The sequence below is a fragment of the Halomonas piscis genome (assembly GCF_031886125.1).
Taxonomy (GTDB): domain Bacteria; phylum Pseudomonadota; class Gammaproteobacteria; order Pseudomonadales; family Halomonadaceae; genus Vreelandella; species Vreelandella piscis.
Genome location: NZ_CP119391.1, coordinates 1038788 through 1061077 on the forward strand (window position 1 = coordinate 1038788; position 22290 = coordinate 1061077).

Annotated in this window: 21 protein-coding genes; 15 read left to right on the forward strand and 6 right to left on the reverse strand. The window is 63.3% G+C overall.

Annotated elements, in window-relative coordinates:
- The first annotated feature begins 130 nt into the window (after window positions 1–130).
- Window positions 131–748 carry a LysE family translocator gene (locus tag P1P91_RS04930; RefSeq protein ID WP_311884932.1) on the forward strand — a complete coding sequence of 206 codons (618 nt, stop codon included), beginning with the start codon at window positions 131–133 and terminating at the stop codon, window positions 746–748.
- 6 nt (window positions 749–754) lie between these two features.
- On the opposite strand, the gene P1P91_RS04935 is transcribed toward P1P91_RS04930, so the two are convergent.
- Window positions 755–1141, reverse strand: a complete 387-nt coding sequence (locus P1P91_RS04935) for a DUF7079 family protein (protein ID WP_311884934.1) — start codon at window positions 1139–1141, stop codon at window positions 755–757.
- 210 nt (window positions 1142–1351) lie between these two features.
- Between P1P91_RS04935 and fabV the strand changes: the two genes are divergently transcribed.
- The 9 genes from fabV to P1P91_RS04980 all read left to right on the forward strand — a co-directional run bounded on the left by fabV (window position 1352) and on the right by P1P91_RS04980 (window position 11064).
- The gene (gene fabV, locus P1P91_RS04940; protein ID WP_311884935.1) at window positions 1352–2551 is read left to right on the forward strand and encodes an enoyl-ACP reductase FabV; all 1200 of its coding nucleotides are present in this window, start codon (window positions 1352–1354) and stop codon (window positions 2549–2551) included.
- 81 nt (window positions 2552–2632) lie between these two features.
- Complete coding sequence (locus tag P1P91_RS04945) at window positions 2633–2839, forward strand: hypothetical protein (RefSeq protein WP_311884937.1); 207 nt, start codon at window positions 2633–2635, stop codon at window positions 2837–2839.
- Between the two features lie 121 nt (window positions 2840–2960).
- A complete protein-coding gene (locus tag P1P91_RS04950) occupies window positions 2961–3938 on the forward strand; it encodes a GlxA family transcriptional regulator (protein ID WP_311884938.1) in 978 nt (325 codons plus the stop codon).
- A 161-nt stretch (window positions 3939–4099) separates the two neighbouring features.
- Window positions 4100–5314, forward strand: coding sequence for an aspartate aminotransferase family protein (locus tag P1P91_RS04955; RefSeq protein ID WP_311884939.1), 1215 nt, complete (start codon window positions 4100–4102; stop codon window positions 5312–5314).
- Between the two features lie 34 nt (window positions 5315–5348).
- A complete protein-coding gene (locus P1P91_RS04960) occupies window positions 5349–6428 on the forward strand; it encodes an arginine N-succinyltransferase (RefSeq protein ID WP_311884941.1) in 1080 nt (359 codons plus the stop codon).
- On the forward strand, window positions 6428–7456 hold the full coding sequence (gene astA / locus P1P91_RS04965) for an arginine N-succinyltransferase (RefSeq protein ID WP_311884943.1): 1029 nt from the start codon (window positions 6428–6430) through the stop codon (window positions 7454–7456). Before P1P91_RS04960 ends, astA begins: the two co-directional genes overlap by 1 nt.
- Window positions 7457–7508: 52 nt before the next feature.
- On the forward strand, window positions 7509–8981 hold the full coding sequence (astD, locus tag P1P91_RS04970; RefSeq protein ID WP_311884945.1) for a succinylglutamate-semialdehyde dehydrogenase: 1473 nt from the start codon (window positions 7509–7511) through the stop codon (window positions 8979–8981).
- Complete coding sequence (gene astB, locus P1P91_RS04975) at window positions 8978–10360, forward strand: N-succinylarginine dihydrolase (protein WP_311884946.1); 1383 nt, start codon at window positions 8978–8980, stop codon at window positions 10358–10360. Before astD ends, astB begins: the two co-directional genes overlap by 4 nt.
- The gene (locus tag P1P91_RS04980; protein ID WP_311884948.1) at window positions 10357–11064 is read left to right on the forward strand and encodes a trimeric intracellular cation channel family protein; all 708 of its coding nucleotides are present in this window, start codon (window positions 10357–10359) and stop codon (window positions 11062–11064) included. The genes astB and P1P91_RS04980 overlap by 4 nt, the downstream gene beginning before the upstream one ends.
- Before the next feature lie 20 nt (window positions 11065–11084).
- Here P1P91_RS04980 and P1P91_RS04985 read toward each other — a convergent pair whose 3' ends face one another.
- The 5 genes from P1P91_RS04985 to P1P91_RS05005 are packed head-to-tail and all read right to left on the reverse strand — an operon-like array spanning window position 11085 to window position 17083.
- On the reverse strand, window positions 11085–11282 hold the full coding sequence (locus P1P91_RS04985; RefSeq protein ID WP_311884949.1) for a formate dehydrogenase subunit delta: 198 nt from the start codon (window positions 11280–11282) through the stop codon (window positions 11085–11087).
- Between the two features lie 44 nt (window positions 11283–11326).
- Complete coding sequence (gene fdhD, locus P1P91_RS04990) at window positions 11327–12118, reverse strand: formate dehydrogenase accessory sulfurtransferase FdhD (protein WP_311885701.1); 792 nt, start codon at window positions 12116–12118, stop codon at window positions 11327–11329.
- A 44-nt stretch (window positions 12119–12162) separates the two neighbouring features.
- Window positions 12163–15039: a formate dehydrogenase subunit alpha gene (fdhF, locus tag P1P91_RS04995; protein ID WP_311884950.1), complete on the reverse strand. Its 2877-nt coding sequence runs from the start codon at window positions 15037–15039 to the stop codon at window positions 12163–12165.
- Complete coding sequence (locus tag P1P91_RS05000) at window positions 15036–16592, reverse strand: formate dehydrogenase beta subunit (protein WP_311884951.1); 1557 nt, start codon at window positions 16590–16592, stop codon at window positions 15036–15038. The genes fdhF and P1P91_RS05000 overlap by 4 nt, the downstream gene beginning before the upstream one ends.
- Window positions 16592–17083 carry a formate dehydrogenase subunit gamma gene (locus P1P91_RS05005; protein ID WP_311884953.1) on the reverse strand — a complete coding sequence of 164 codons (492 nt, stop codon included), beginning with the start codon at window positions 17081–17083 and terminating at the stop codon, window positions 16592–16594. The genes P1P91_RS05000 and P1P91_RS05005 overlap by 1 nt, the downstream gene beginning before the upstream one ends.
- Before the next feature lie 125 nt (window positions 17084–17208).
- Between P1P91_RS05005 and P1P91_RS05010 the strand changes: the two genes are divergently transcribed.
- The 5 genes from P1P91_RS05010 to argE all read left to right on the forward strand — a co-directional run bounded on the left by P1P91_RS05010 (window position 17209) and on the right by argE (window position 22232).
- Window positions 17209–18270, forward strand: a complete 1062-nt coding sequence (locus P1P91_RS05010) for a substrate-binding domain-containing protein (protein WP_311884955.1) — start codon at window positions 17209–17211, stop codon at window positions 18268–18270.
- Window positions 18271–18447: 177 nt separating this feature from the next.
- The gene (locus P1P91_RS05015; RefSeq protein ID WP_311884957.1) at window positions 18448–19767 is read left to right on the forward strand and encodes a flavin-containing monooxygenase; all 1320 of its coding nucleotides are present in this window, start codon (window positions 18448–18450) and stop codon (window positions 19765–19767) included.
- Window positions 19768–19829: 62 nt separating this feature from the next.
- Window positions 19830–20252, forward strand: a complete 423-nt coding sequence (locus tag P1P91_RS05020) for a RidA family protein (protein WP_311884959.1) — start codon at window positions 19830–19832, stop codon at window positions 20250–20252.
- A complete protein-coding gene (locus tag P1P91_RS05025; RefSeq protein WP_311884961.1) occupies window positions 20252–20926 on the forward strand; it encodes a DUF1028 domain-containing protein in 675 nt (224 codons plus the stop codon). The genes P1P91_RS05020 and P1P91_RS05025 overlap by 1 nt, the downstream gene beginning before the upstream one ends.
- A gap of 97 nt (window positions 20927–21023) precedes the next feature.
- Entirely contained in the window at window positions 21024–22232 is a 1209-nt protein-coding gene (gene argE, locus P1P91_RS05030) for an acetylornithine deacetylase (protein WP_311884962.1), read from the forward strand.
- The last annotated feature ends 58 nt before the right edge of the window (window positions 22233–22290 follow it).

The following is a 22290-nucleotide window of genomic DNA, read 5'->3' on the forward strand; positions in this document are numbered from 1 at the left end:
GGCAATTGCCGGCGGGTTTTTTTGTGCTCGCCGTGTTGGTCAATGCCTTGCGCTGACGCATACTGGGCCCCTCTTTTCTAGGCGGCTGATGCGCGGCATCCGGCGCGACGTATATTTTTCAGGAGACTTGATGCCGATTTCCCTATGGCTGTCGCTGGCTGCGATATGCGCTGCCGGGGCGATGTCGCCGGGGCCGAGCCTGGCGCTGGTGCTGCGCCATACCCTGGGCGGCGGCCGATCGCCGGGGGTGGTCGCCGGGGTGTTTCATGCGCTGGGCGTGGGCTTCTATGCGCTGCTCACGGTGTTGGGGCTGGGGGCGCTGATGGCGCGCTTTCCGCTGGTGTTCGAGACCATTACCGTGGTCGGCGCGGGGTATCTTGCCTGGCTCGGGATCAAGGCGCTTCGGGCCGGCAGGGCAGCGGCGCTCGATCCCGACACGGCGGCTACCACCCGGCGCCAGGCGGCCCGGGAAGGGGTGCTGGTGGCCCTTGCCAACCCCAAGCTGATTCTGTTTTTTATTGCGCTGCTGAGCCAGTTCGTGCACCCGGAGATGAGCGCCACCGCCCGAGCAATCATCGTCGCCACGGCGATGGTCATCGACGGGGCCTGGTACGTGCTGGTAGCGGTGGCGCTGTCGCAGTCCCGGGTGCTCGAGTGGCTGCGCCTGCGTTCGCACTGGATCAACCGCGCGACCGGCGTCATACTCATTGGCTTGGCGCTGCGCGTGGTCTGGGGACTCTGGGCCTGAGCGCGATCAGGCCGCTTCGCCCCGCGCGACGACCAGCCGGTTCATCAGCTCCTGCCAGCGGTGGCGCACCATCATGGTCGTCAGGCCGGAGAACAGTGCCCAGCCCTTGCGCCGCCAGCCCTTGAGCCGCAGGTTGTGCCCGACGAGCTGCTTCATTAGCCGGTAGTCGTCGAACTGGCGCCATTCGCTGGTAATCGATAGCTGGTGGCGCGACATCACCGGCGCCAGCTCCAGACGGAAAATCCACTCAAGCTCGTGCAGGCCAAGACCGTGGTGCTCGATGGTGTTGACCATTATCGCGTAGTCGCGCTCGCCGGGCTCGCGATCCAGCCACAGCGGCGCCAGAGCAAGCCATAGATCGCCGCGCTCGTCGACCAGTTGCTGTGCGTTCATGTGTGCCTCGGGTTGTATGCCCGGCCGTAGCCGGGCAGAAAATGCGCTCATCCAGCCGGATATTATCCTGCCGCATGGGGCGGCTCGCAAGGCGGGCCTGCCCGGCGGCGCTGGGTGGCATGAAGCGGGCGGCGCCCGTCAGGGCTGCTGGAATGACGCCAGCGACCATGTTTTACTGCTTTATTAATGACTTGAACAGCGAGGTGTAACGTGATTATCAAGCCCAAGGTGCGCGGTTTTATCTGCACTACCACTCATCCCACAGGCTGCGAGCAGAACGTGCGCGAGCAAATCGAGGCGACCCGCGCCCGGGGCCTGGATAAAAGCCGGGGGCCGAAAAAGGTATTGGTGGTCGGCGCGTCCAGCGGCTACGGCCTGGCGGCAAGGATTACTGCGGCCTTTGGCTACGGCGCCGATACCCTGGGCGTGTTTTTTGAAAAGCCCGGCACCGAGAAGCGTCCCGGCACCGCCGGCTGGTACAACTCGGCGGCGTTTGACAAGTTTGCCAAGGAGGAAGGGCTTTACAGCAAGGCGATCAACGGCGATGCCTTCTCTCACGAAGCCCGGGAAAAGGCCATCGAGCTGATCAAGGAGGATCTGGGCGAGGTGGATCTGGTGGTCTACTCGCTGGCCTCGCCGGTACGCAAGCTCCCCGACAGCGGCGAGGTCAAGCGCTCGGCGCTCAAGCCCATCGGCGACGTCTACCGCGCCACGGCGATCGATACCAACAAGGATGCGATCATCGAAACCGAAGTCGAGCCTGCTACCCAGCAGGAAATCGACGACACCATCGAGGTCATGGGCGGCGAAGACTGGGAGCTGTGGATCCAGGCGCTGGACGAGGCCGGGGTGCTGGCCAAGGGCGCCAAAAGCGTGGCCTTCAGCTATATCGGCACCGAGATCACCTGGCCGATCTACTGGCACGGGGCGCTGGGTAAAGCCAAGGAAGACCTCGACCGCGCCGCCGGCGAGATCGACAAGCGCCTCAGGCAAAGCGGCGGCGGGGCCAACGTCGCGGTGCTGAAGTCGGTGGTCACCCAGGCGAGCGCGGCCATACCGGTGATGCCGCTCTATATCGCCATGGTCTATCGCATCATGAAGGAAGAGGGGCTCCACGAAGGCACCATCGACCAGCTCAACCGCCTGTTCGGCGAGCGCCTCTACGCCGAAGGCCCCGCGCCTACCGACGATCAGGGTCGCCTGCGGCTGGACGACCGGGAGCTGCGCGACGACATCCAGCAGTCGTGCAAGGCGCTGTGGCCCGAAGTCAACACCGACAACCTGTTCGAGATCACCGATTACGCCGGCTACAAGCGCGAGTTTCTCAAGCTGTTCGGCTTCGAGCGCGACGACGTCGACTACGACGCCGACGTCAGTCCGGTGGCGGAGTTCGACGTGGTGAGTCTATAGTAGAGACAGCGCCTCGGGTTTTCCCGGTACGGCGCAACCCCTGTGCGGCCGGCTTGGCGCCGGCCCGTTGAAGGAGGCGTCATGGATACTCGAGAAAGCAAGACCCGCGAAGAGCAGGAAGAGCTGGTCAAAGGTCAGCGCGAACCCGAGCACGGCGTCGATTCGCATCCCGAGGAGCAGCCCGAAGCCCGGCGCTCGGGGCGCGGCATGCACCGGCTGCTACCCATAGCGGTGGCGGTGGCCGTGGTGCTGATTCTCGCGTTCTGGCTGTTTGGCGGCACCCGCTAGCACGCCGCTCACCTTCCTCTTGCCCCGGGCCGGCCCGGGGCGTTCCCTCCGGCTTTTCGTGCGCTGCTATCCGCCGCCGAATGGCGTAAGATGAAGCTTTGTCGAGCTTGAATGAGGCGCCATGCCTGACCGCCACGCCGTTTCCCTGCCGGCCAATGCCCGGTGTCGGGTTGCGTTCTTGTTGCTGCCCGGGTTTTCGCTGCTGGCCCATGCCTGCGCGCTCGAGCCGCTGCACATGGCCAACCAGCTAAGCGGGCGCATGCTGTATCTGACCCGCACGGTGGGACTCGAGGCGGCCGCGGTACGCAGCGCCGGCCAGCTGGAGCTCGCCACCCCCGAAGGGCTGGAAACGCCGCCGGGCGATATCGACATGCTGCTGGTGTGTGCGCCCACGCCGCTGTCCTACCCGCTACCCGCGCGGCTGAACGACTGGCTGCGGCGCCTGGACAGCCGTCGGGTGCTGCTGGGCGGCATTGCCGGCGGCACCGAAGTGCTGGCGCGCTGCGGGCTTTTGGAAGGTTATCGCGCCACGCTGCCCTGGCCGCGCTTTGGCGCCTTTCGCCAGGCCTACCCCGAGGTAGCGCTGTCGCGTCAGCGCTATGAGCTTGACCGCCGCCGGCTGACCTGCGGCGCGGGCACCGCCGCGCTCGACATGATGCTTGAGCTGGTTGCCCTGACCCACGGCGCCGGCCTTGCCGGCGAAGTCTCCGAACACCTGGCCGGCGAGCGTAGCCGCGCAGCCGAGGAGCACCAGCAAGCGGCGCGGCAAAACGGCATCGGCTACGCACCGGAAAGCCTGCGCGACGCCGTGGCGCTGATGGAGGCCAACGTCGAAGAGCCGCTGTCAACCCTGGAGCTGGCCGAGTACCTGGGGATTTCCCGCCGCCAGCTGGAGCGTCTGTTCAAAAAGCATCTGCAGGCGGTGCCCAGCCGCTATTACCTCGACCTGCGCCTGCAGCGGGCGCGCCGGCTGCTGCGCAAGAGCGAGCGCCCGGTGGGCGATATTGCCCTGGCCACGGGGTTTTCGTCCGGCGCGCACTTTTCTACCGCCTATCGCCAGCGTTTCGGTATTGCCCCCCGGGAAGAGCGGCTGCTCTAACGTGGACGGACGGCAAGGCGGTTTTCACAACTCGGCGTCACATTAGTGAAAGCGTAGCGCCGGCGGGGCACCGTATACTGACCTTGTCTACTACTAATCCTATCCACTACTCAACCTATCCACTACTGACCCTTTCCACCCGAACAAACACGGAGACATCCATGAGCACGACCCCGACCCGGCAGGACTTCGACCAGTACATGATGCCCAACTACGCGCCCCAGTCGGTGATTCCCGTGCGTGGCGAAGGCAGCCGCCTGTGGGATCAGGACGGCCGCGAGTACATTGACTTTGCGGCGGGCATCGCGGTCAACGCGCTGGGCCATTGCCATCCGGCGCTGGTGAACGCGCTCGAGTCCCAGGGGGAAACGCTCTGGCATCTGTCCAACGTCTTTACCAACGAGCCGGCGCTCAAGCTGGCCAAAAGCCTGGTCGAGCGCACCTTCGCCGACAAGGTGTTTCTGTGCTCTTCGGGCGGCGAGGCCAACGAGGCCGCGCTCAAGCTCGCGCGCCGCTACGCGGTGGACCACCACGGCGAGCACAAGGACAAGATCATCTCGTTTTACCAGTCGTTCCACGGCCGCACCTTCTTTACCGTCAGCGTCGGCGGCCAGCCCAAGTACTCCCAGGGTTTTGGCCCGGTGCCGGGGGGCATTCTCCACGCCGACTACAACGATCTGGAGAGCGTGCGCCGGCTGATGGGGGACGACACCTGCGCCATTGTGGTCGAGCCCATGCAGGGCGAAGGGGGGCTGATTCCGGCCGACCCCGACTTTCTCCAGGGCCTGCGCGATCTGTGCGACGAGCACGGCGCGCTGCTGGTGTTTGACGAAGTTCAGACCGGCGTGGGGCGTACCGGCAAGCTTTATGCTTACCAGCATTACGGCGTGACGCCGGATATTCTTACCAGCGCCAAGGCCCTGGGCGGCGGCTTCCCCGTGGGCGCGATGCTCGCCACCGACGAGGTGGCCACTTCCCTGGGTCTTGGCACCCACGGCTCGACCTACGGCGGCAACCCGCTGGCCTCAAGCGTGGCACTGGCGGCGCTTGAGTTCATCGATACGCCTGAAGTACTGGAAGGCGTGCAGGAGCGCCACGCGCTGCTGCGCGAGCACCTGGAGCGGATCAACCGGAAACACGGCGTGTTCAGCGATATTCGCGGGCTCGGCTTGCTGATGGGCGCACAGATGTCCGAGGCCTGGGCCGGGCGGGCCAAGGATATTCTGCCGCTGGCGATCGAAGAGGGTGCCATGGCGCTGGTGGCCGGGCCCAACGTGCTGCGCCTGGCGCCGTCGCTGGTGATACCCGAGGCCGACATCGACGAAGGCATGGCTCGGCTCGAACGCGCCATCGAGCGCCTGGTGGCCCAGGGCTGAAGGCGTACCCCCGCGACAGCAAGAGGAGCCGGCGATGCTGATGATTCGACCCGTAGAACCAGCGGACCTGCCCGCGCTTGAAGCGCTGGCGCGGGAGGCCGTGCCGCCGTTGACCAACCTGCCGGCGAACCGCGAGCGGCTGGAGCAGCGCATCGCGCGCTCGCTGGCGGCGTTCGGCGACGAGGTGGACCACCCCGGCGACGAACACTATACCTTCGTGCTGGTGAACACCGCCCCCGAGAAGGAGGGGGAGCGGGAAGTGCTGGGGACCGCTACCGTGCGGGCCCGGGCCGGTGCCCGGGAGGCCTACTATACCTACCGCCAGGAAACCCTGATTCACGCCTCCCAGCAGCTCAACGTGCGCCGGGAAGTGCAGACGCTGGCGCTCTCCCACGAGGTGTCCGACGCGACGCTGCTGTGCGCCATGTCGATCCATCCGCGGTACAAGGGCACCAGCGCAGAAAGTCTGCTGCGCCGGGCGCGGCTGATGTTCATCGCCCAGTACCCCGAGCGCTTTGCCGACGTGCTGGCGGCGGCCTTTCCCGGGTACCTGGATGCCAACAAGGCCTCGCCGTTCTGGGAAAGCGTCGGCCGGCATTTCTTTGCCCGCAGCTACCAGGAGATCAACCATATCGCCGGGGTGCGCTCGAAAAGCTTCATTGCCGAGGTCATGCCCCAGTTTCCGCTGTACCTGCCGCTGCTGACGCCGGCAGCGCGGGCGGCCATCGGCCGCGAGCATCCGGCCCACGAGCCGGCGCTTGGCGAAATGCTCGCCGAGGGCTTTGCGCGCTCGCGCCACGTGGATATCTTCGATGCCGGCCCGGTCATCAAGGCCGACCGCAGCGGGCTTGCCACCGTGCGCCGGGCCGCCTGGCACCCGGTGCGCATTCGCCCCGAGCATGCGCTGCCCGACGCCGAGCCGGCGCTGGTGGCCAACCAGAGGCGCAGCGGCTTTCGCTGCGTGGTGGCGCGCTATGCGCGCTCGCCCACCGGCCAGCTGATGCTGACCGCCGATCAGGCCGAACAGCTGGGCGTGGAAAAGGGCCGCGCCGTGCTCGCCGCGCCGCTTGGCCTGCCCGCTGCCGAAGACCGGTATGATGAAGGAGAGATGTGATGCGCATTCGACCCATTGCGCGCAACGATCTGGACGGGCTTCAGGCGCTTGCGCAGCAGGCCGGCGTCGGCTTTACCTCGCTGCCGGACAACCGCGAGTTTCTCGCCGGCAAGATCGAGTCGGCGGTGAGCGCCTTCGAAGAGCGCACGGCCGAAGACGACCGCCTTTACTTTTTTGTGCTCGAGGACGAAGCCAGCGGCGAGCTCGCCGGCTGCTGCGCCATTGTCGGGCAGGTCGGCCACGAGGTGCCGTTTTACCACTACCGGCTGGGCACGCTGGCGCATTCGTCGGTGCAGCTGGACCTGCACCGCACCCTGGACACGCTGTTTTTAAGCTCGGATCACACCGGCAACGCCGAAGTCTGCTCGCTGTTCGTGCGTCCGGAATACCGCGGTGAGGCCAACCGCCATCTGCGCAACGGCGCGCTGATGTCAAAGGCGCGCTGGCTGTTTATCGCCGAGTTTCGCGACCGTTTTCCCGACAAGGTGCTGGCGGAGATGCGCGGGCTCTTCGACGACGACAACAAAAGTCCGTTCTGGGAGAGCCTGGGCCGGCATTTTTTCCCCATGGACTTTGACGAGGCCGACCGCCTGACCGGGCTGGGGCAGAAGAGTTTCATCGGCGAGCTGATGCCGCGCTTTCCGATTTATACCACCTTCATGCCCGAAGCGGCGCGCGCCTGTATCGGCCAGGTCCACCGGGATACGCGCCCGGCGCTTGCCATGCTCAAGAAGGAAGGGCTGCGCTGGGAAGGCTACATCGATATCTTCGACGGCGGCCCGACGGTGGAAGCCTACATCGACGACGTCCGCGCGGTGCAGCAGTCGCGGCGCTGCCGGGTCGAGATAGACGCTAACGCCGCTGAGGAAAGCGTCAGCCGCTGGCTGGCCGGCACCACCTCCATGCAGCAATTTACCGCCGCCTGGGTCGGCCGCGCGCCCAAGGACGAGTGCATCGTCCTGACCCCGGCCGAGGCCCGGCGGCTGAACGTCAGCGCAGGGGATGCCCTGCGTCTGCTGGAAACCTGACGCTGATACCTTTGAGGCTTGAACCAGGCCTGCACGGTCAAGGGAGACGAATATGCACGCCACGCAGCAGCAGCTGATCAACGGAGAATGGGTAGACGGCCGCGCGCCGACGCTGGCCAAGCACGACGGTGTGTCCGGCGCGCTGCTGTGGCAGGGCGCCGGTGCCGATGACGCCCAGGTAGCGGCGGCGGTGGGCGCCGCCCGGGACGCCTTTGCCCGCTGGGCGAAAACGCCCTTTGCCGAACGCCGGGCGCTGGTCGAGCGCTTTGCCGAGGTGCTGACAGAGCGCCGGGAGCCCCTGGCCGCGGCCATCGCCGGAGAAACCGGCAAGCCGCTTTGGGAAGCGCGCACCGAAGTCGGAGCGATGATCGGCAAGGTCGGGTTTTCGCTTCAGGCCTACGCCGAGCGTACCGGCGAACGCGAAAAAACCGTGGGCGAGGCCCGGGCGGTGCTGCGCCATCGGCCCCACGGCGTCATGGCCGTGTTTGGCCCCTACAACTTTCCTGGCCACCTGCCCAACGGCCATATCGTACCGGCGCTTTTGGCGGGCAATAGCGTGGTGTTCAAGCCCAGCGAACAGGCGCCGCTCAGCGCGGATCTGACCCTGCAGTGCTGGCTGGAGGCCGGCCTGCCCGCCGGCGTGATCAACCTCGTCCAGGGCGGCGTGCCGGTAGGCCAGGCGCTGGCCGGCGCTCCGGACATCGACGGCCTGCTGTTTACCGGCAGCGCCAGGGTCGGCGGTATGCTGCACCGCCAGTTTGCCGGCCAGCCGGACAAGATTCTGGCGCTGGAGCTGGGTGGCAACAATCCATTGGTGGTCAAAAGCGTTCCCGACCAGCGCGCGGCGGTGCTCACCATTCTGCAGTCGGCGTTTGCCTCCGGCGGCCAGCGCTGCACCTGCGCCCGGCGCCTGCTGGTGCCCGAGGGCGAGGTCGGCGATCGGCTCATCGAGGCGCTGGTAGATGCGGCAAGCAGGCTGCGGGTAGCCGAGCCGTTCGACGAGCAGCACCCGCCGTTTTACGCCGGGCTGGTCAGCGCCGCCGCCGCCGACGGTCTGCTCGAGACCCAGCGGGCGCTGGAAGCGCAGGGCGCCACGGTGCTCAGGCGCATGGAGCGCCTGGTCGACGGCACCAGCCTGGTCAGTCCCGGGATTGTCGACGTTACCGGCCTGGACGTACCCGACGAGGAGCACTTCGGGCCGCTTCTGACGGTGCACCGCTACCCCGACTGGGACGAGGCCGTCCGCCTGGCCAACGCTACCCGCTACGGGCTTTCCGCCGGGCTCATCGGCGGCGCGCGGGCCGACTGGGACGACTTTCTGCTGCGCATCCGCGCGGGCATCGTCAACTGGAACCGCCAGACCACCGGTGCCTCGGGGGATGCTCCCTTCGGCGGCGTGGGCGACAGCGGTAACCATCGCCCCAGCGCCTACTACGCGGCGGACTACTGCGCCTACCCGGTGGCGTCCCTGGAAACCGAGTCCCTGGCGCTGCCCGAGAAGCTGCCGCCCGGAGTGACGCTATGAGCGGTGCGATGGAGGTCAACGCCGACGAAGTAAACTTTGACGGCCTGGTAGGGCCTACTCATAACTATGCCGGCCTGGCGGCGGGCAACGTCGCCTCCAGGCGCCACGCGGGGCTTGTGTCGAACCCGCGGGAGGCCGCGCTTCAGGGGCTTGAGAAAATGCATGCGCTGAGCCAGGCCGGCTATGCCCAGGGGGTGCTCCCGCCCCAGCAGCGCCCGGATCTCGGCTTTCTGCGCCGGCTGGGCTTTGCTGGCAGCGACGCCGAGGTGCTGGCGGCGGCGGCCAGGCAGGCGCCGGCCATGCTGCGGGCGGCGTGCTCGGCATCGAGCATGTGGACGGCCAACGCCGCCACGGTAACGCCGGGGGCCGACGCCCCGGACGGGCGAGTGCACTTTACTCCGGCCAACCTGCAGTCCGGTCTGCACCGCTGCCTGGAGCCCGCGACCACCGGGCGCGTTCTGCAGGCGATATTTGCCGATCCCGCGCATTTTGCCCACCATGGGCCGCTGCCGGCGACCCCGGCGCTGGCCGACGAGGGCGCAGCCAACCACACCCGGCTCTGTGCCCGCTACGGCGAGCCCGGCGTGCATCTGTTCGTTTACGGGCGCGACGCCTTCGGCCTCGAGCCCGCTCCGACGCGTTTCAGCGCGCGGCAAACCCGGGAGGCCAGCGAGGCAATCGCCCGCCAGCACGGTCTCGCCGCGGCGCAGACGGTATTCGCCCGCCAGCACCCGGACGCCATCGACGCCGGGGTGTTTCACAACGACGTCATCGCCGTGGGCAACGGCCCGGTGATGCTGTACCACGAGATGGCCTTTGCCGACGAAGCCGCCGTGCTCGACGAGCTGCGGGCAAAGATGCCCGAGCCGCTGATCCCCGTGCGCGTGCCGGCAGAGGCGGTGAGTCTCGACGAGGCCGTGGCGACCTATCTGTTCAACTCCCAGCTATTGTCCAACGCCGACGGCAGCATGACGCTGGTGGTGCCCGGCGAATGCGGGCACCATGAGGCGGTGTGGCGCACGCTGCAGGACCTGGTGCTGGGCGGCCACAACCCGATCGGCGAAGTTCGGGTCAAGGACGTCAAGCAGAGCATGCAGAACGGCGGCGGTCCGGCCTGCCTGCGCCTGCGGGTGGTGCTAAATGACGCCCAGCGCGCGGCGCTTTCCGGCCGGGTGCTGATGGACGACGCCCTCCACGACGCGCTTGCCGACTGGGTGAGGCGTCACTACCGCGATCGCCTGGCGCCGGAAGACCTTGCCGACCCGCAGCTGTTGGCAGAGTCGCTTGCCGCGCTGGACGAGCTGAGCGACATCCTGCAGCTGGGCGCGATATATCCGTTTCAGCGTGAAGCCCGAGTAAAAGGAGTCCCCAACGCGTGAGCCAACTGGTGTACTGGCTGGACATGGCCGGAGTGATCGTCTTTGCGCTGTCCGGGGTGGTGCTGGCGTGCCGCAAGCGCATGGACCCGGTGGGCATGCTGGTGCTGGCGGCGGTGACCGGCATCGGCGGCGGCACCCTGCGCGATTTGGTGATGGGCGTGCGTCCGGTGTTCTGGGTAAGCGACCCCACCTACCTGTGGGTGATCGTGATAACGGTGGGCCTGGCGCTGCTGGGCTTTCACTATATTCACCGACTGTCGCGCGGGTTCATGCCGGTGGCCGACGCCTTTGGCCTGGCGATCTTCACTGCGCTTGGCAGCCACAAGGCGCTGGCGCTGGGCTATGCCGGCGAAGTCGCCACGCTGATGGGCATGATGACCGGGGTCGCCGGCGGGATGATCCGCGACGTGCTCGCCCAGCGCATGCCCATGGTGCTGCGCGAGGAAATCTACGCCACCGCGGCGTTTGCCGGCGGCGTGGCGTACGTGGCGCTGTACAGCCTGGGCGCCCCTGCAGCGTTGACCATCGGCGCCTCGGTGGCGGCCACCCTCGGCCTGCGGCTGCCGGCGATTCACTGGGGGCTGGCGCTGCCGGTGTTTGCCTGGGTCAGCATACCGCCCAAACCGGTGGAGGACGGCGAGGTCGCGGCGCAAAAGGCCCGGGAACGGGTACGAATGATTCGTCGGGCGCGCAAGCGTCGCTGAGTGCCCGCCCGGGCGGCGGCTCACGCGTGTTTGGCTGCCAGGCGCTCTACGGCGCGCCGGGCCAGTGGGTCAAGCTCGGCGGCAATGATGTCAAGATCGGCGACGATACGACGTTTCATGGGCCGGGCCCAGAACTTTTCCATATGGTTGTGAATCTGCTCGACGGCGACCTCTTCGCTGGCGCCGTGGCGCAAGTTATCGGCAATCTGATTCGCCATGTAAGTTAGACTGCTGCGCTGTTCGCTTGCCATCCAGAAACCCCTTAGCCGGTGACAATGGCCGTTGATCCCGCGCCAGCGGTGGCGGGATGGTGATAAATAACGTGCCGTCCCGGGCGAGCAAACCCCACCAGCGTCAGCCCTGCTTCCCGTGCAAGTTCAACGGCCAGCGTGGTAGCTGCCGAGACGGCGACCAGAGCGCCGATGCCGGCGCTGGCGCTTTTGTGAACCATTTCATAGCTGGCCCGGCTTGATACCAGTACGAAGCCATCTTCGTTCCTGCTATGCGCGGACAGGGCGCCAATCAGCTTGTCCAGAGCGTTGTGACGTCCGACGTCTTCGCGTACCAAGCGAATATGGCCGCTGGCGTCACACCAGGCGGCGCCGTGGCTGGCGCCGGTGGCCGCCTGCAAGGGCTGGTGGTCGGCAAGGGCCATCAGCGCGTGCTGGATCGCGCTATCGCTTAGCGGCGGCGCCTGTACCCGGGCAATAGGCTGAATTGCCTGCTCCAGCGACTCGGTGCCGCACAGGCCACAGCCTGTGCGGCCAGCGAGGCTCCGGCGGCGCTGCTTGAGCTCCATCAGCCGCTGTGTGGCAATCTCCAGATGCACGGCAAGGCCCAGCGCTTCCTCGTGGACCCTCAGGTCATAGCATTCGTGGGGGTGCGCCAGGATTCCTTCCGAAAGGCTAAACCCCAGCGCAAAGTCGGCCAAATCGGCCGGGCTTGCCATCATTACCGCGTGGGAGATGCCGTTATAGACCAGCGCTACCGGGATCTCCGCCGCCAAGGTATCTTCAACCCGAGTGCCACCCCAGTTTGCTGTGCCGAGGCGCACATCGACGCTGTGATGCCGGGTCGGCAAACCGATCTCGCCGCGTTTCAAGGCGCGGCCGCCCCTGCGGGCCGATCGGACCTGGCCGTGGCCAGATGCTTTTGCTGCCGGCGGTCGAAGTCTTTGAAACGCTCCTGCCAGGCTGAAGGGCGGCTGACTTTTTCCACCTGGACTGCGGTAACCTTGTATTCGGGGCAGTTGGTCGCCCAGTCAGAACTATCGGTAGTAATCACGTTCGCCCCGCTGTCCGGATGGTGGAAGGTGGTGTAAACCACGCCTGGCTGCATGCGCTCGCTGAGTCTGGCGCGGAGCACCGTATGGCCGGCTCGGCTGGTGATACCCAGCCAGTCGCCGTCCTTGATGCCGCGCACTTCGGCATCAGAGGGGTGCAGGTCCAGGATGTCTTCGTCATGCCATACCTGGTTGTTCGTCCTTCGTGTTTGGGCGCCGACGTTGTACTGGCTGAGGATGCGGCCGGTAGTCAGCAGCAGCGGGAAGCGGCGGCTGGCGCGCTCTTCGGTTGCCATATATTCGGTGATGGTGAAGCGACCCCGGCCGATGGGAAAATCGACCTCGTGCATGGTGGGCATGCCCAGTGGGTACTCGGCGTTACAGGGCCACTGTAGGCTGCCTTGCTCATCCAGCTTGGCGTAGCTCACGCCGGCAAAGCTCGGCGTGAGCCGGGCAATTTCATCCATGATCTCGGAGGGGTGGGCGTAGTCCATGGGATAACCCATGGCGTGAGACAGCTCGAGAGTGACCTCCCAGTCGGCCTTGCCGCCAAGCGGTTCCATAACCTTGCGTACCCGGTTGATGCGCCTCTCCGCGTTGGTGAAGGTGCCGTCCTTTTCCAGAAAGCTGGAACCTGGCAGCAGGACATGGGCATATTTGGCGGTTTCGTTGAGAAAGATATCCTGAACGATCAGGCAGTCTAGGGAGCTAAGTGCCCTCTCTACGTGCTGAGTATTGGGGTCCGACTGAGCAATATCCTCGCCCTGGACGTAGAGCGCCTTGAAGCTTCCGTCAATGGCGGCATCGAACATGTTGGGAATGCGCAGCCCGGGCTCGTCATCAATCGGTGTGCCCCACTCGGCTTCAAAGCGCTCGCGCGCCGTCGTGTCGGCTACGTGCTGGTAGCCGGGCAGCTCGTGGGGAAAAGATCCCATGTCGCAGGATCCCTGGACGTTGTTCTGGCCGCGTAGCGGGTTGACGCCCACGCCTTCACGGCCGAGGTTGCCGGTGGCCATGGCCAGGTTGGCAATACCCATCACCATGGTCGAGCCCTGGCTGTGCTCGGTGACGCCCAGGCCGTAGTAGATCGCACCGTTGCCGGCATTGGCATAAGTGCGTGCAGCATGTCGTACGTCGACGGCCGGCACGCCGGTAATGTCCGCGGTGGCTTCGGGGCTGTGGCGCGTATCGGCGATAAACTGACGCCAGGCTTGGTAGGCCGGGGTATCGCAGCGTGCGGCGATGAAGTCGTGATCCCCCAGGCCTTCATCGACTACTACGTGGGCCAGGGCGTTAACCAGTGCCACGTTTGTACCGGGGCGCAGCGGCAGGTGCTGACCGTCTTTCAGGTGCGGGGTGTTAAGCAGGTCAATGCGCCGCGGGTCGGCGACAATCAGCCTGGCTCCCTCGCGCAGCCGGCGACGCATCAGCGAGCCGAAGACCGGGTGAGCATCAGTAGGATTGGCGCCGATGACGATGATGGCGTCGGCCTTCATCACCGAATCAAAGGTCTGGGTGCCGGCGGATTCGCCTAGTGTTGTCTTGAGTCCGTAACCGGTGGGGGAGTGGCAGACTCGGGCGCAGGTATCGGTATTGTTGTTGCCGAAGGTAGCGCGCACCAGTTTCTGTACCAGATAGGTTTCCTCGTTAGTACAGCGCGACGAAGTAATACCGCCGATGCTCTCGCGGCCATATTGGGCCTGGGTAGCCTTGAGCCGCTCGGCGGCAAAGCCGATGGCTTCCTCCCAGCTGACTTCGCGCCAGGGCTGGTCAATGCTGTCGCGGATCATCGGCGTGGTGATGCGGTCCGGGTGAGTCGCGTAGCCAAACGCAAAGCGGCCCTTGACGCAGGAATGGCCATGGTTGGCGTCGCCTCCCTTGTAGGGCACCATCCGCACCACCTTGTCGCCTTTCATCTGCGCTTCGAAGGAGCAGCCCACGCCGCAGTAGGCGCAGGTGGTGATAACGCTGTGTTCGGGCTGGCCCTGTTCGATCACGCTTTTTTCCATCAGCGTTGAAGTGGGGCAGGCCTGTACGCAAGCGCCGCAGGAGACGCAGTCGGAGTCCATGAAGGCATCGTCTTGGCCGGCCGTGATGCGTGAGTCAAAGCCTCTACCATCAATAGTCAGCGCAAAGGTGCCCTGAATTTCGTCGCAGGCGCGCACGCAGCGCGAGCAGAGAATGCAGCGGCTGGGATCAAAGCTGAAATAGGGGTTGGAATGGTCCTGCTCGGCGGAGATGTGGTTTTCGCCGTCGAAGCCGTAACGAACCTCGCGCAGGCCCACTGCGCCGGCCATGTCCTGAAGCTCACAGTCGCCGTTGGCCGGGCAGGTCAGACAGTCCAGCGGGTGATCGGAGATATAGAGTTCCATGACGTTGCGACGCAGCCGGGCGAGCCGCTCGTTCTGGGTGGTAACCCGCATGCCGGCAGTTACAGTGGTGGTACACGCCGCTGGCGTGCCGCGCTTGCCCTCGACCTGAACGGCGCATAGCCGGCAAGAACCGAAGGGCTCCAGGCTATCGCTGGCGCAAAGTTTGGGGATGTTGATATCGGCCAGCGCTGCGGCGCGCAGCACCGACGTACCCTCGGGTACCGTAATTGCAACACCGTCGATCTCGAGGTCCACGGGTGGGCCATCTTGAGCCGGCGTACCCAGGTCCCTGGTTTGCTGAGGATCAAACTGCTGAATCATGCTTGTTCTCCTTCCGCCTGGCGCAGAAAGTCGTCGGGGAAGTGGGTGAGCGCACTTTGTACCGGATAGGGCGTCATGCCGCCCATGGCACACAGCGAGCCGTCTTCCATGGTTTCGCAGAGTTCGCTGAGCAGTGCCAGATTGCTGTCGCGGTTGTCGTTGCGGCGGATGCGGTCAATAACTTCGACGCCGCGGGCCGAGCCTATACGACAAGGCGTACACTTGCCGCAGGACTCGATGCGGCAGAACTCCATGGAAAAGCGCGCCTGCTCGGCCATGTCGACGCTGTCATCGAACATAACTATGCCGCCGTGGCCGACTACGGCGTCATCAGCGGCGAAGGTTTCGTAGTCCAGTGGCAGATCCCACTGGCTTTCGGGAAGATAGGCGCCGAGGGGGCCACCAACCTGGACGGCGCGTAGCGGCCGGCCGCTTAGGGTACCGCCGCCATAATTTTCCATTAGTTCGCGCAGAGTGGTGCCAAACGCCAGCTCTACCAGGCCGCCGTATTTGACGTTGCCCGCCAGTTGTAGTGCCAGAGTGCCCCGGGAACGGCCCATGCCGTAGTGGGCGTACGCCCTGGCTCCTGACGCGATTATGTAAGGCACGGCGGCCAGTGTCAGCACGTTGTTGACCACGGTGGGCCGACCAAAGAAGCCTTCGATAGCGGGAAGAGGCGGCTTGAAGCGCACCTGCCCGCGCTTGCCCTCAAGGCTTTCCAGTAGTGAAGTTTCTTCGCCGCAGATATAGGCGCCGGCGCCGAGCCGTATTTCAAGATGAAAGGTGTGCCCGCTGTCGCCAATATTGTCGCCCAGGTAGCCGGCTGCCTCGGCGCGGGCGATGGCCGCCTCGAGAATTCGGTGGGCGAGGGGGTACTCGGAACGCAGGTAGATATAGCCCTGGGTGGCGCCGACGGCGAGACCGGCAATAGCCATGCCTTCAATCAGCAGGTAAGGGTCACACTCCATCACCAGGCGATCGGCAAAAGTGCCCGAGTCGCCTTCGTCGGCGTTGCAGACGATATATTTCTGCTCGGCCGGCGCGTCGAGCACAGTTTGCCACTTGATGCCAGTGGGAAAGGCAGCGCCGCCACGGCCGCGAAGGCCGGAATCCTTGACCTCGTCGACCAGATGCTGCGGCGACTCTGCCAAGGCTTTGTCCAGGCCCCGGAAGCCGTCATGGGCCCGGTAGTCGTCAAGGGAGAGCGGATCTGTCACGCCGATACGAGCAAAAGTCAGACGCTGCTGGCGGGCAAGCCAGGGAATGGCGTCGGTGCGCCCCTGAGACAGGGGGTGTTCTGTTCGACCTTCCAGCAGGCCAGCGTCAAGAAGCGATGGCACATCTGCCGAAGTCACCGGGCCGTAGGCCATGCGTCCCTGGGACGTTTCTATTTCCACCAGCGGTTCCAGCCAGGCCATGCCGCGGGAGCCGTTGCGTATCAGCGTAACCTCCAATCCGCGCTCGGCCGCTTCGTATTCGAGCCGTTGCGCTACGCTATCGGCGCCCAGCGATAGTGCAGTGGTGTCGCGGGGAATAAAAATACGCGCGCTCATCACATAATCTCCAACGGCTGGGTACGCAGTTCATCGACCAGGGCATCAAAAGACTCGGGCGTGACTCGGCCGTGCACGCTGTCATCAAGGCGTAGTGAGGGGCCGCAAGCACAGTTGCCCAAACAGTAGACTGCCTCCAGGGTGATTTCCCCGTCGGCTGTGGTCTGATGGTAGTCCACCCCCAAGCGCGCTTTGGCGTGTGCCTCAAGAGCGCGGCTTCCCACCGCCTGGCATGCTTCGGCACGGCAAACCTGCAGTACGTGGTTGCCTGGAGGAGCGGCTCGAAAGTGGTGGTAAAAGCTGATCACGCCGTGCACTTCGGCACGCGTTTGGCTCAAGCCGGCGGCGATGATCGGCACTGCCTCTTGGGGTATAAAACCGAATCGATCCTGAATGGCGTGAAGAATTGGCAGCAAAGCGCCGGGCTTGTGCTTCAGGGCGTCGGTTTCTGCCTGAATCAGCGATGGCGTCCATTCAGGATAAGCGCTCATGAATATCACCTGGATCGTTATTTATTAAATAAGTATTTAGCTACATATTATGAGATATGCGTGCATCACAGCTCCAGTAAAGCTAGCATCGACATCAAAAAGGCAAAATATGAAAATTTATTCACATGAAAAAGATCCAAATTGCCCCGGTATGGCGCTTCAGCGATGAAGCCGGTAACCAGCTCGATCCCAAGCTGTTTGAGCTGCTTAAGGCGGTGCATCGGCATGGCAAGCTCACCCTGGCTGCTGATGATGTGAGTATTTCCTACCGCCATGCCTGGAACATGCTTAAACGCTGGCACGAGTTTTTTGGTACTGCGCTGGTTGAGCTTCAGCGCGGGCGAGGAGCTCGATTGCTGCCGCTAGGTGAAAAACTGTTGTGGGCCGAACAGCGGATGAGCGCCCGGTTGGGACCGCAACTGGAAAGCCTGGCATCGGAGCTCAACCTGGCCATTCAGCAGTCGCTCGAAGGCATCAAGCCGGTGCTTCGCTTGCACGCCAGTCACGGCTATGCCGTTGAGTTGCTGCCGAATTATCTTGAGGAGCTGAGGCTTGATCTACAGTACTGCACCCCTCGGGAGGCGTTGGCGGCGCTCAACCGTGGTGGCTGTGATCTAGCCGGCTTTCATCTGCCCAGAGGTGAAGTAGGCGCGGCGGTGAGCCGCGACTATCGGGATCTGCTCAAGCCGCGAAGTCACCGAGTGGTGCGTTTTATCACGCGTCGTCAGGGGTTGATGGTGGCCGCGGGCAACCCGCTTGCCGTTCAGGGACTGGATGACCTGGCCCGCAGGGAGGTGCGCTTTATCAACCGGCAAGCGTCCTCCGGCACGCGAGCGCTTCTGGACGGCTTGCTGGCGTCGGTCGGCCTGCCGGCAGAAAAGGTTTCCGGCTATGAGCTGGAGGAATATACCCACTCAGCTATCGCGGCCTATGTGGCTGCCGGAATGGCAGATGCCGGTTTCGGCGTGGAAGCCGCCGCACGGCGTTTTGGACTAGCGTTTGTGCCTCTGGCGCTTGAGGACTATTTGCTGATTTGCCACCGTCGCAGCTTATATGAGTCAAGGCTTGAGCAGCTACGTGCCATGTTGGCCGGGCAGGCGTTTCAATCAGCGGTGGCAGCACTACCGGGCTATTTTCCCGATCGCTGTGGCGAGGTAGGCGGTCTCGAGGGGCTGCTGCCTCGCTAGGGAGTGGCGGCGCGGGCAGGAGGGAGGTAGCGCCATAAGGCCTGCTTCTGAATAGTTTTTATTTATCCTAAAAGAATAATAATAATATTTTAATTAACTAGGCCGGATCTCTAGTCTCTGGGGCAGTCAATAAAAGACACAAATTAGGTAGCACATAGAACAACAAGGAGTTCTTCAATGACGACCACGACCCCTGATTCTTCCGGAAAGACAGTTACCGATACCCTGATCGTGGGTGGCGGGCAAGCTGGTATTGCCATGAGCGAACACCTTGGCAAGCTGGGTGTCCCTCACCTGGTCCTGGAGCGGAGCCGCATTGCCGAGCGCTGGCGTTCGGAGCGGTGGGATTCGCTGGTGGCCAACGGGCCGGCCTGGCATGACCGTTTTCCCGGAATGGAGTTTGATAAGGGCCGAACAGATCCCGAAGGTTTTGCTTCAAAAGAGAACGTTGCGGCATATTTTGAGAAGTATGCCCAAAAGATCGAGGCACCGATTCGCACCGGCGTTGAGGTCAAGAACGTGGAGCGTAACGTCGGCCGTCTGGGTTATACCATTGACACTTCTGAAGGTATCGTGGAGGCCAATCGCATCGTTGCCGCGACTGGTCCTTTCCAACGGCCTGCTATTCCGCCCATTGCTCCCAAGGATGACGCTCTCTATCAGATGCATACGTCGGATTATCGCAACCCCGATCAGCTTCCCGAAGGAGGGGTGCTGGTAGTAGGGGCCGGTTCTTCAGGCGTGCAAATTGCTGAAGAACTGCAGCGCGCCGGCAAACAGGTCTACCTGTCCGTTGGGGCGCATGACCGTCCTCCGCGTTCCTATCGCAACCGCGATTTCTGCTGGTGGCTGGGCGTTCTAGGCGAATGGGATGCGGAAACCATCAAGCCAGGAATGGAGCATGTCACTATCGCCGTTAGCGGTGCGCACGGCGGCAAGACGGTCGATTTTCGTGCGCTTGCCCATGAGGGCGTAACGCTGGTGGGGCTGACAGAGTCCTTCGACAATGGGGTGGTACGCTTCAAGCCCGACCTTGCGGATAATATTCGGCGTGGCGATGAGAACTACCTGTCCCAGCTGGATGCGGCCGATGACTATATTGCGCGCAACGGGCTTGATCTGCCAGAAGAGCCCGATGCTCGCACGATTCTTCCGGATCCCGAGTGCGTGAAAGACCCCATCCTGGAGCTTGACCTAGAGAAAGCCGGCGTCAAGACGATTGTCTGGGCAACCGGATTTTCCGTCGATTACAGCTGGCTTAAAAACGTGGATGCCTGCGATGAAAACGGCAAGCCAAAACATCATCGGGGTGTGTCAAGCGAGCCGGGCATCTACTTTTTGGGCCTGCCGTGGCTGTCACACCGTGGTTCCAGCTTTATCTGGGGCGTTTGGCATGATGCCAAGTATCTTGCTGATCAGATTGCCAAGCAGCGCAAGTATCTGGAATATCACAATGCTGTCCAAGGCGTAGCCGAGTTCGAGACTGAGTCCGAGTAATATATGAGCACGTTAATGATGATTTATCCTCACAGTCGGGCATAATTCATGGAGGTTCGCTGATGCCTACGCATACTCGAATTCGGATGTTCAATACGAAAGAAACCTACCCCAACCAGGCGCTAGACAATGATTTGTGCCAGGCGGTACGTGCCGGCAATACGGTCTACGTACGTGGTCAGGTAGGTACCGACTTTAACGGTAACCTGGTAGGTTTGGGTGATCCGGGTGCTCAGGCAAAGCAGGCGATGAGCAACGTCAAGCAGCTGCTTGAAGAGGCCGGTTCTGATCTCAATCACATCGTCAAGACGACGACCTATATCACTGACCCGCGTTTCCGCGAGCCGGTTTACCGTGAAGTGGGTGATTGGCTCAGAGGTGTCTTTCCGATCTCTACCGGCCTGGTTGTGTCAGGGCTTGCTCAGCCTGAGTGGCTCATGGAGATCGATGTTATTGCCGTCATACCGGACAAGGAGGAAGCGTAATGACTTTTTCTGTTGCTGGCTTTTGTCGTGAGACCGGCCAGTTTGGTACCGCAATTAGCTCTTCCAGTATTTGCGTTGCCAGCCGCTGTTCTTTTGTAGCTCCTGGGAAAGGCGTTGTGCTGACGCAAAACGTTACTAACCCGGCGCTGGGTCAACTCGGTGTTCAATTGCTAGAGAAAGGCCAGGGAGCTGACGACGTGCTCACGCAGCTGTGTGAGCATGAAGAATTTCCCGAGTGGCGACAGCTGCAGGTGCTGGATGGCAAGGGTGAGAGCGCTGTGCACAGCGGCGAGGAAACGCTGGGCATCTATGCGACGCACCAGGGAAAAGACTGCGTTGCCGGTGGCAACATGCTTGCCGACAAGGCGGTTATCCGAGCTATGGTGGAAGCCTTTGAGGCGCATGAGGGCGAACTTGCTGAGCGTCTACTGGCCGCGATGGATGCCGGCCTGGCCGCCGGGGGTGAGATGGGGCCTGTTTATTCGGCAGGATTGAAAGTAACCGATCAGGCTAGCTGGCCGGTGGTTGATCTGCGAGTAGACTGGCACATTTCTCCACTGAGCGAGCTGCGTATGGTCTGGGAAAACTACCTGCCCCAGCGCGATGCCTATGTGCTCAGGGCGTCGCGGCCCGATCAGTCCCCTTCTTACGGCGTGCCGGGCGATGAGCGTTAAGCAAGCTCGGTTCTTAGAGTTCGCATATTAGTTAAGCAATTAAGAGCAGGGCGGCCATCGAGCTGCCCGTTTTTATTGTTGATGATTCGGTGCTGCCATGTCCCAAACTTCTGTGGTCGATTTGCTTGCCGAGCTGGTGGCCTTTGATACCACCAGCCACCTCACCAATTTACCGCTCATCGATTTTGTTGCAGACTATCTGGCAAGTCACGGTGTGGCGTCGCGACGTATTGTTGATGAAACGGGCGAAAAGGCAAATCTTTACGCAACAATTGGCCCTGCGGAACGAGCTGGCGTCATGCTTTCCGGCCACACCGATGTCGTGCCGGTAAGCGGCCAGAACTGGAGTGTTGACCCCTTTCAGCTAACCGCTGACGGTGAGCGCCTTTACGGCCGCGGCACCGCCGACATGAAGGGGTTTCTCGCCGTTGTGCTAGCTGCCGTACCCGCCTTGGTCGAGGCTAAGCTGGCTGTGCCGGTCCACCTGGCCTTTTCTCACGACGAAGAGGTCGGTTGCCTGGGAGTGCGGACACTGCTCGACGATCTGGCGCATCAGCCGGTTCGACCTGCGGCCTGTCTGGTTGGTGAACCAACCTCAATGCGACTGGCAACCAGCCACAAGGGCAAGCTTGCCGTGCGCCTCCATCTGCGGGGCAAGGCATGCCACTCTGGTATGGCACCCGAAGGCGTTAACGCCATTCATGCCGCTTCGCACCTGATTGGCTGGGTAGAAAACAAGGCCCGGGAGAAGGCGGCAGAAGGACCGTTCGACGAGCGCTTTGCCATTGCTCATACCACTTTGCAGGTGGGCACCGTTCAAGGCGGTGCAGCGCTTAACATCGTGCCTCAAAACTGCTCTTTTGATCTCGAAATACGCAACGTCCCCGAGGATGATGCCGAAGCTTTGCTCGCTGAGCTGATGGAGCTTGCTTCGTCGCTGGAGAAGCAGATGCGTTCCTCACACTCTGAGGCCGGTATTCACCTGGAGCGTTTGACAGATTATCCGGGGCTATCAATGGATGATGATCATGGGATGGTGGAGTTCATCCTTGCCCTGCTTGGCGAGCGTACTCGGGAGCGTATTGGTTTTGGTACCGAGGGAGGGCTCTTTCAACGAGAGCTGGGCTTGCCGACGCTGGTTTGCGGGCCGGGAAGCATGGCACAGGGGCATCAGCCCGATGAGTTTGTAACGCGCGAACAGCTGACACGCTGTGAGAATTTTTTGGCCGGATTGATCGCAGCGCTAGAGGATCCCGAGGCGCGGCGGCTGGTCGAGAATGGCTTTTCAACGGCAGCTAAAGCATAGCTGAGTGGCGGGTAAATCGATTCCTTCCTTTTGGTTAGCCGGGCAAAGTGCCTGTCGC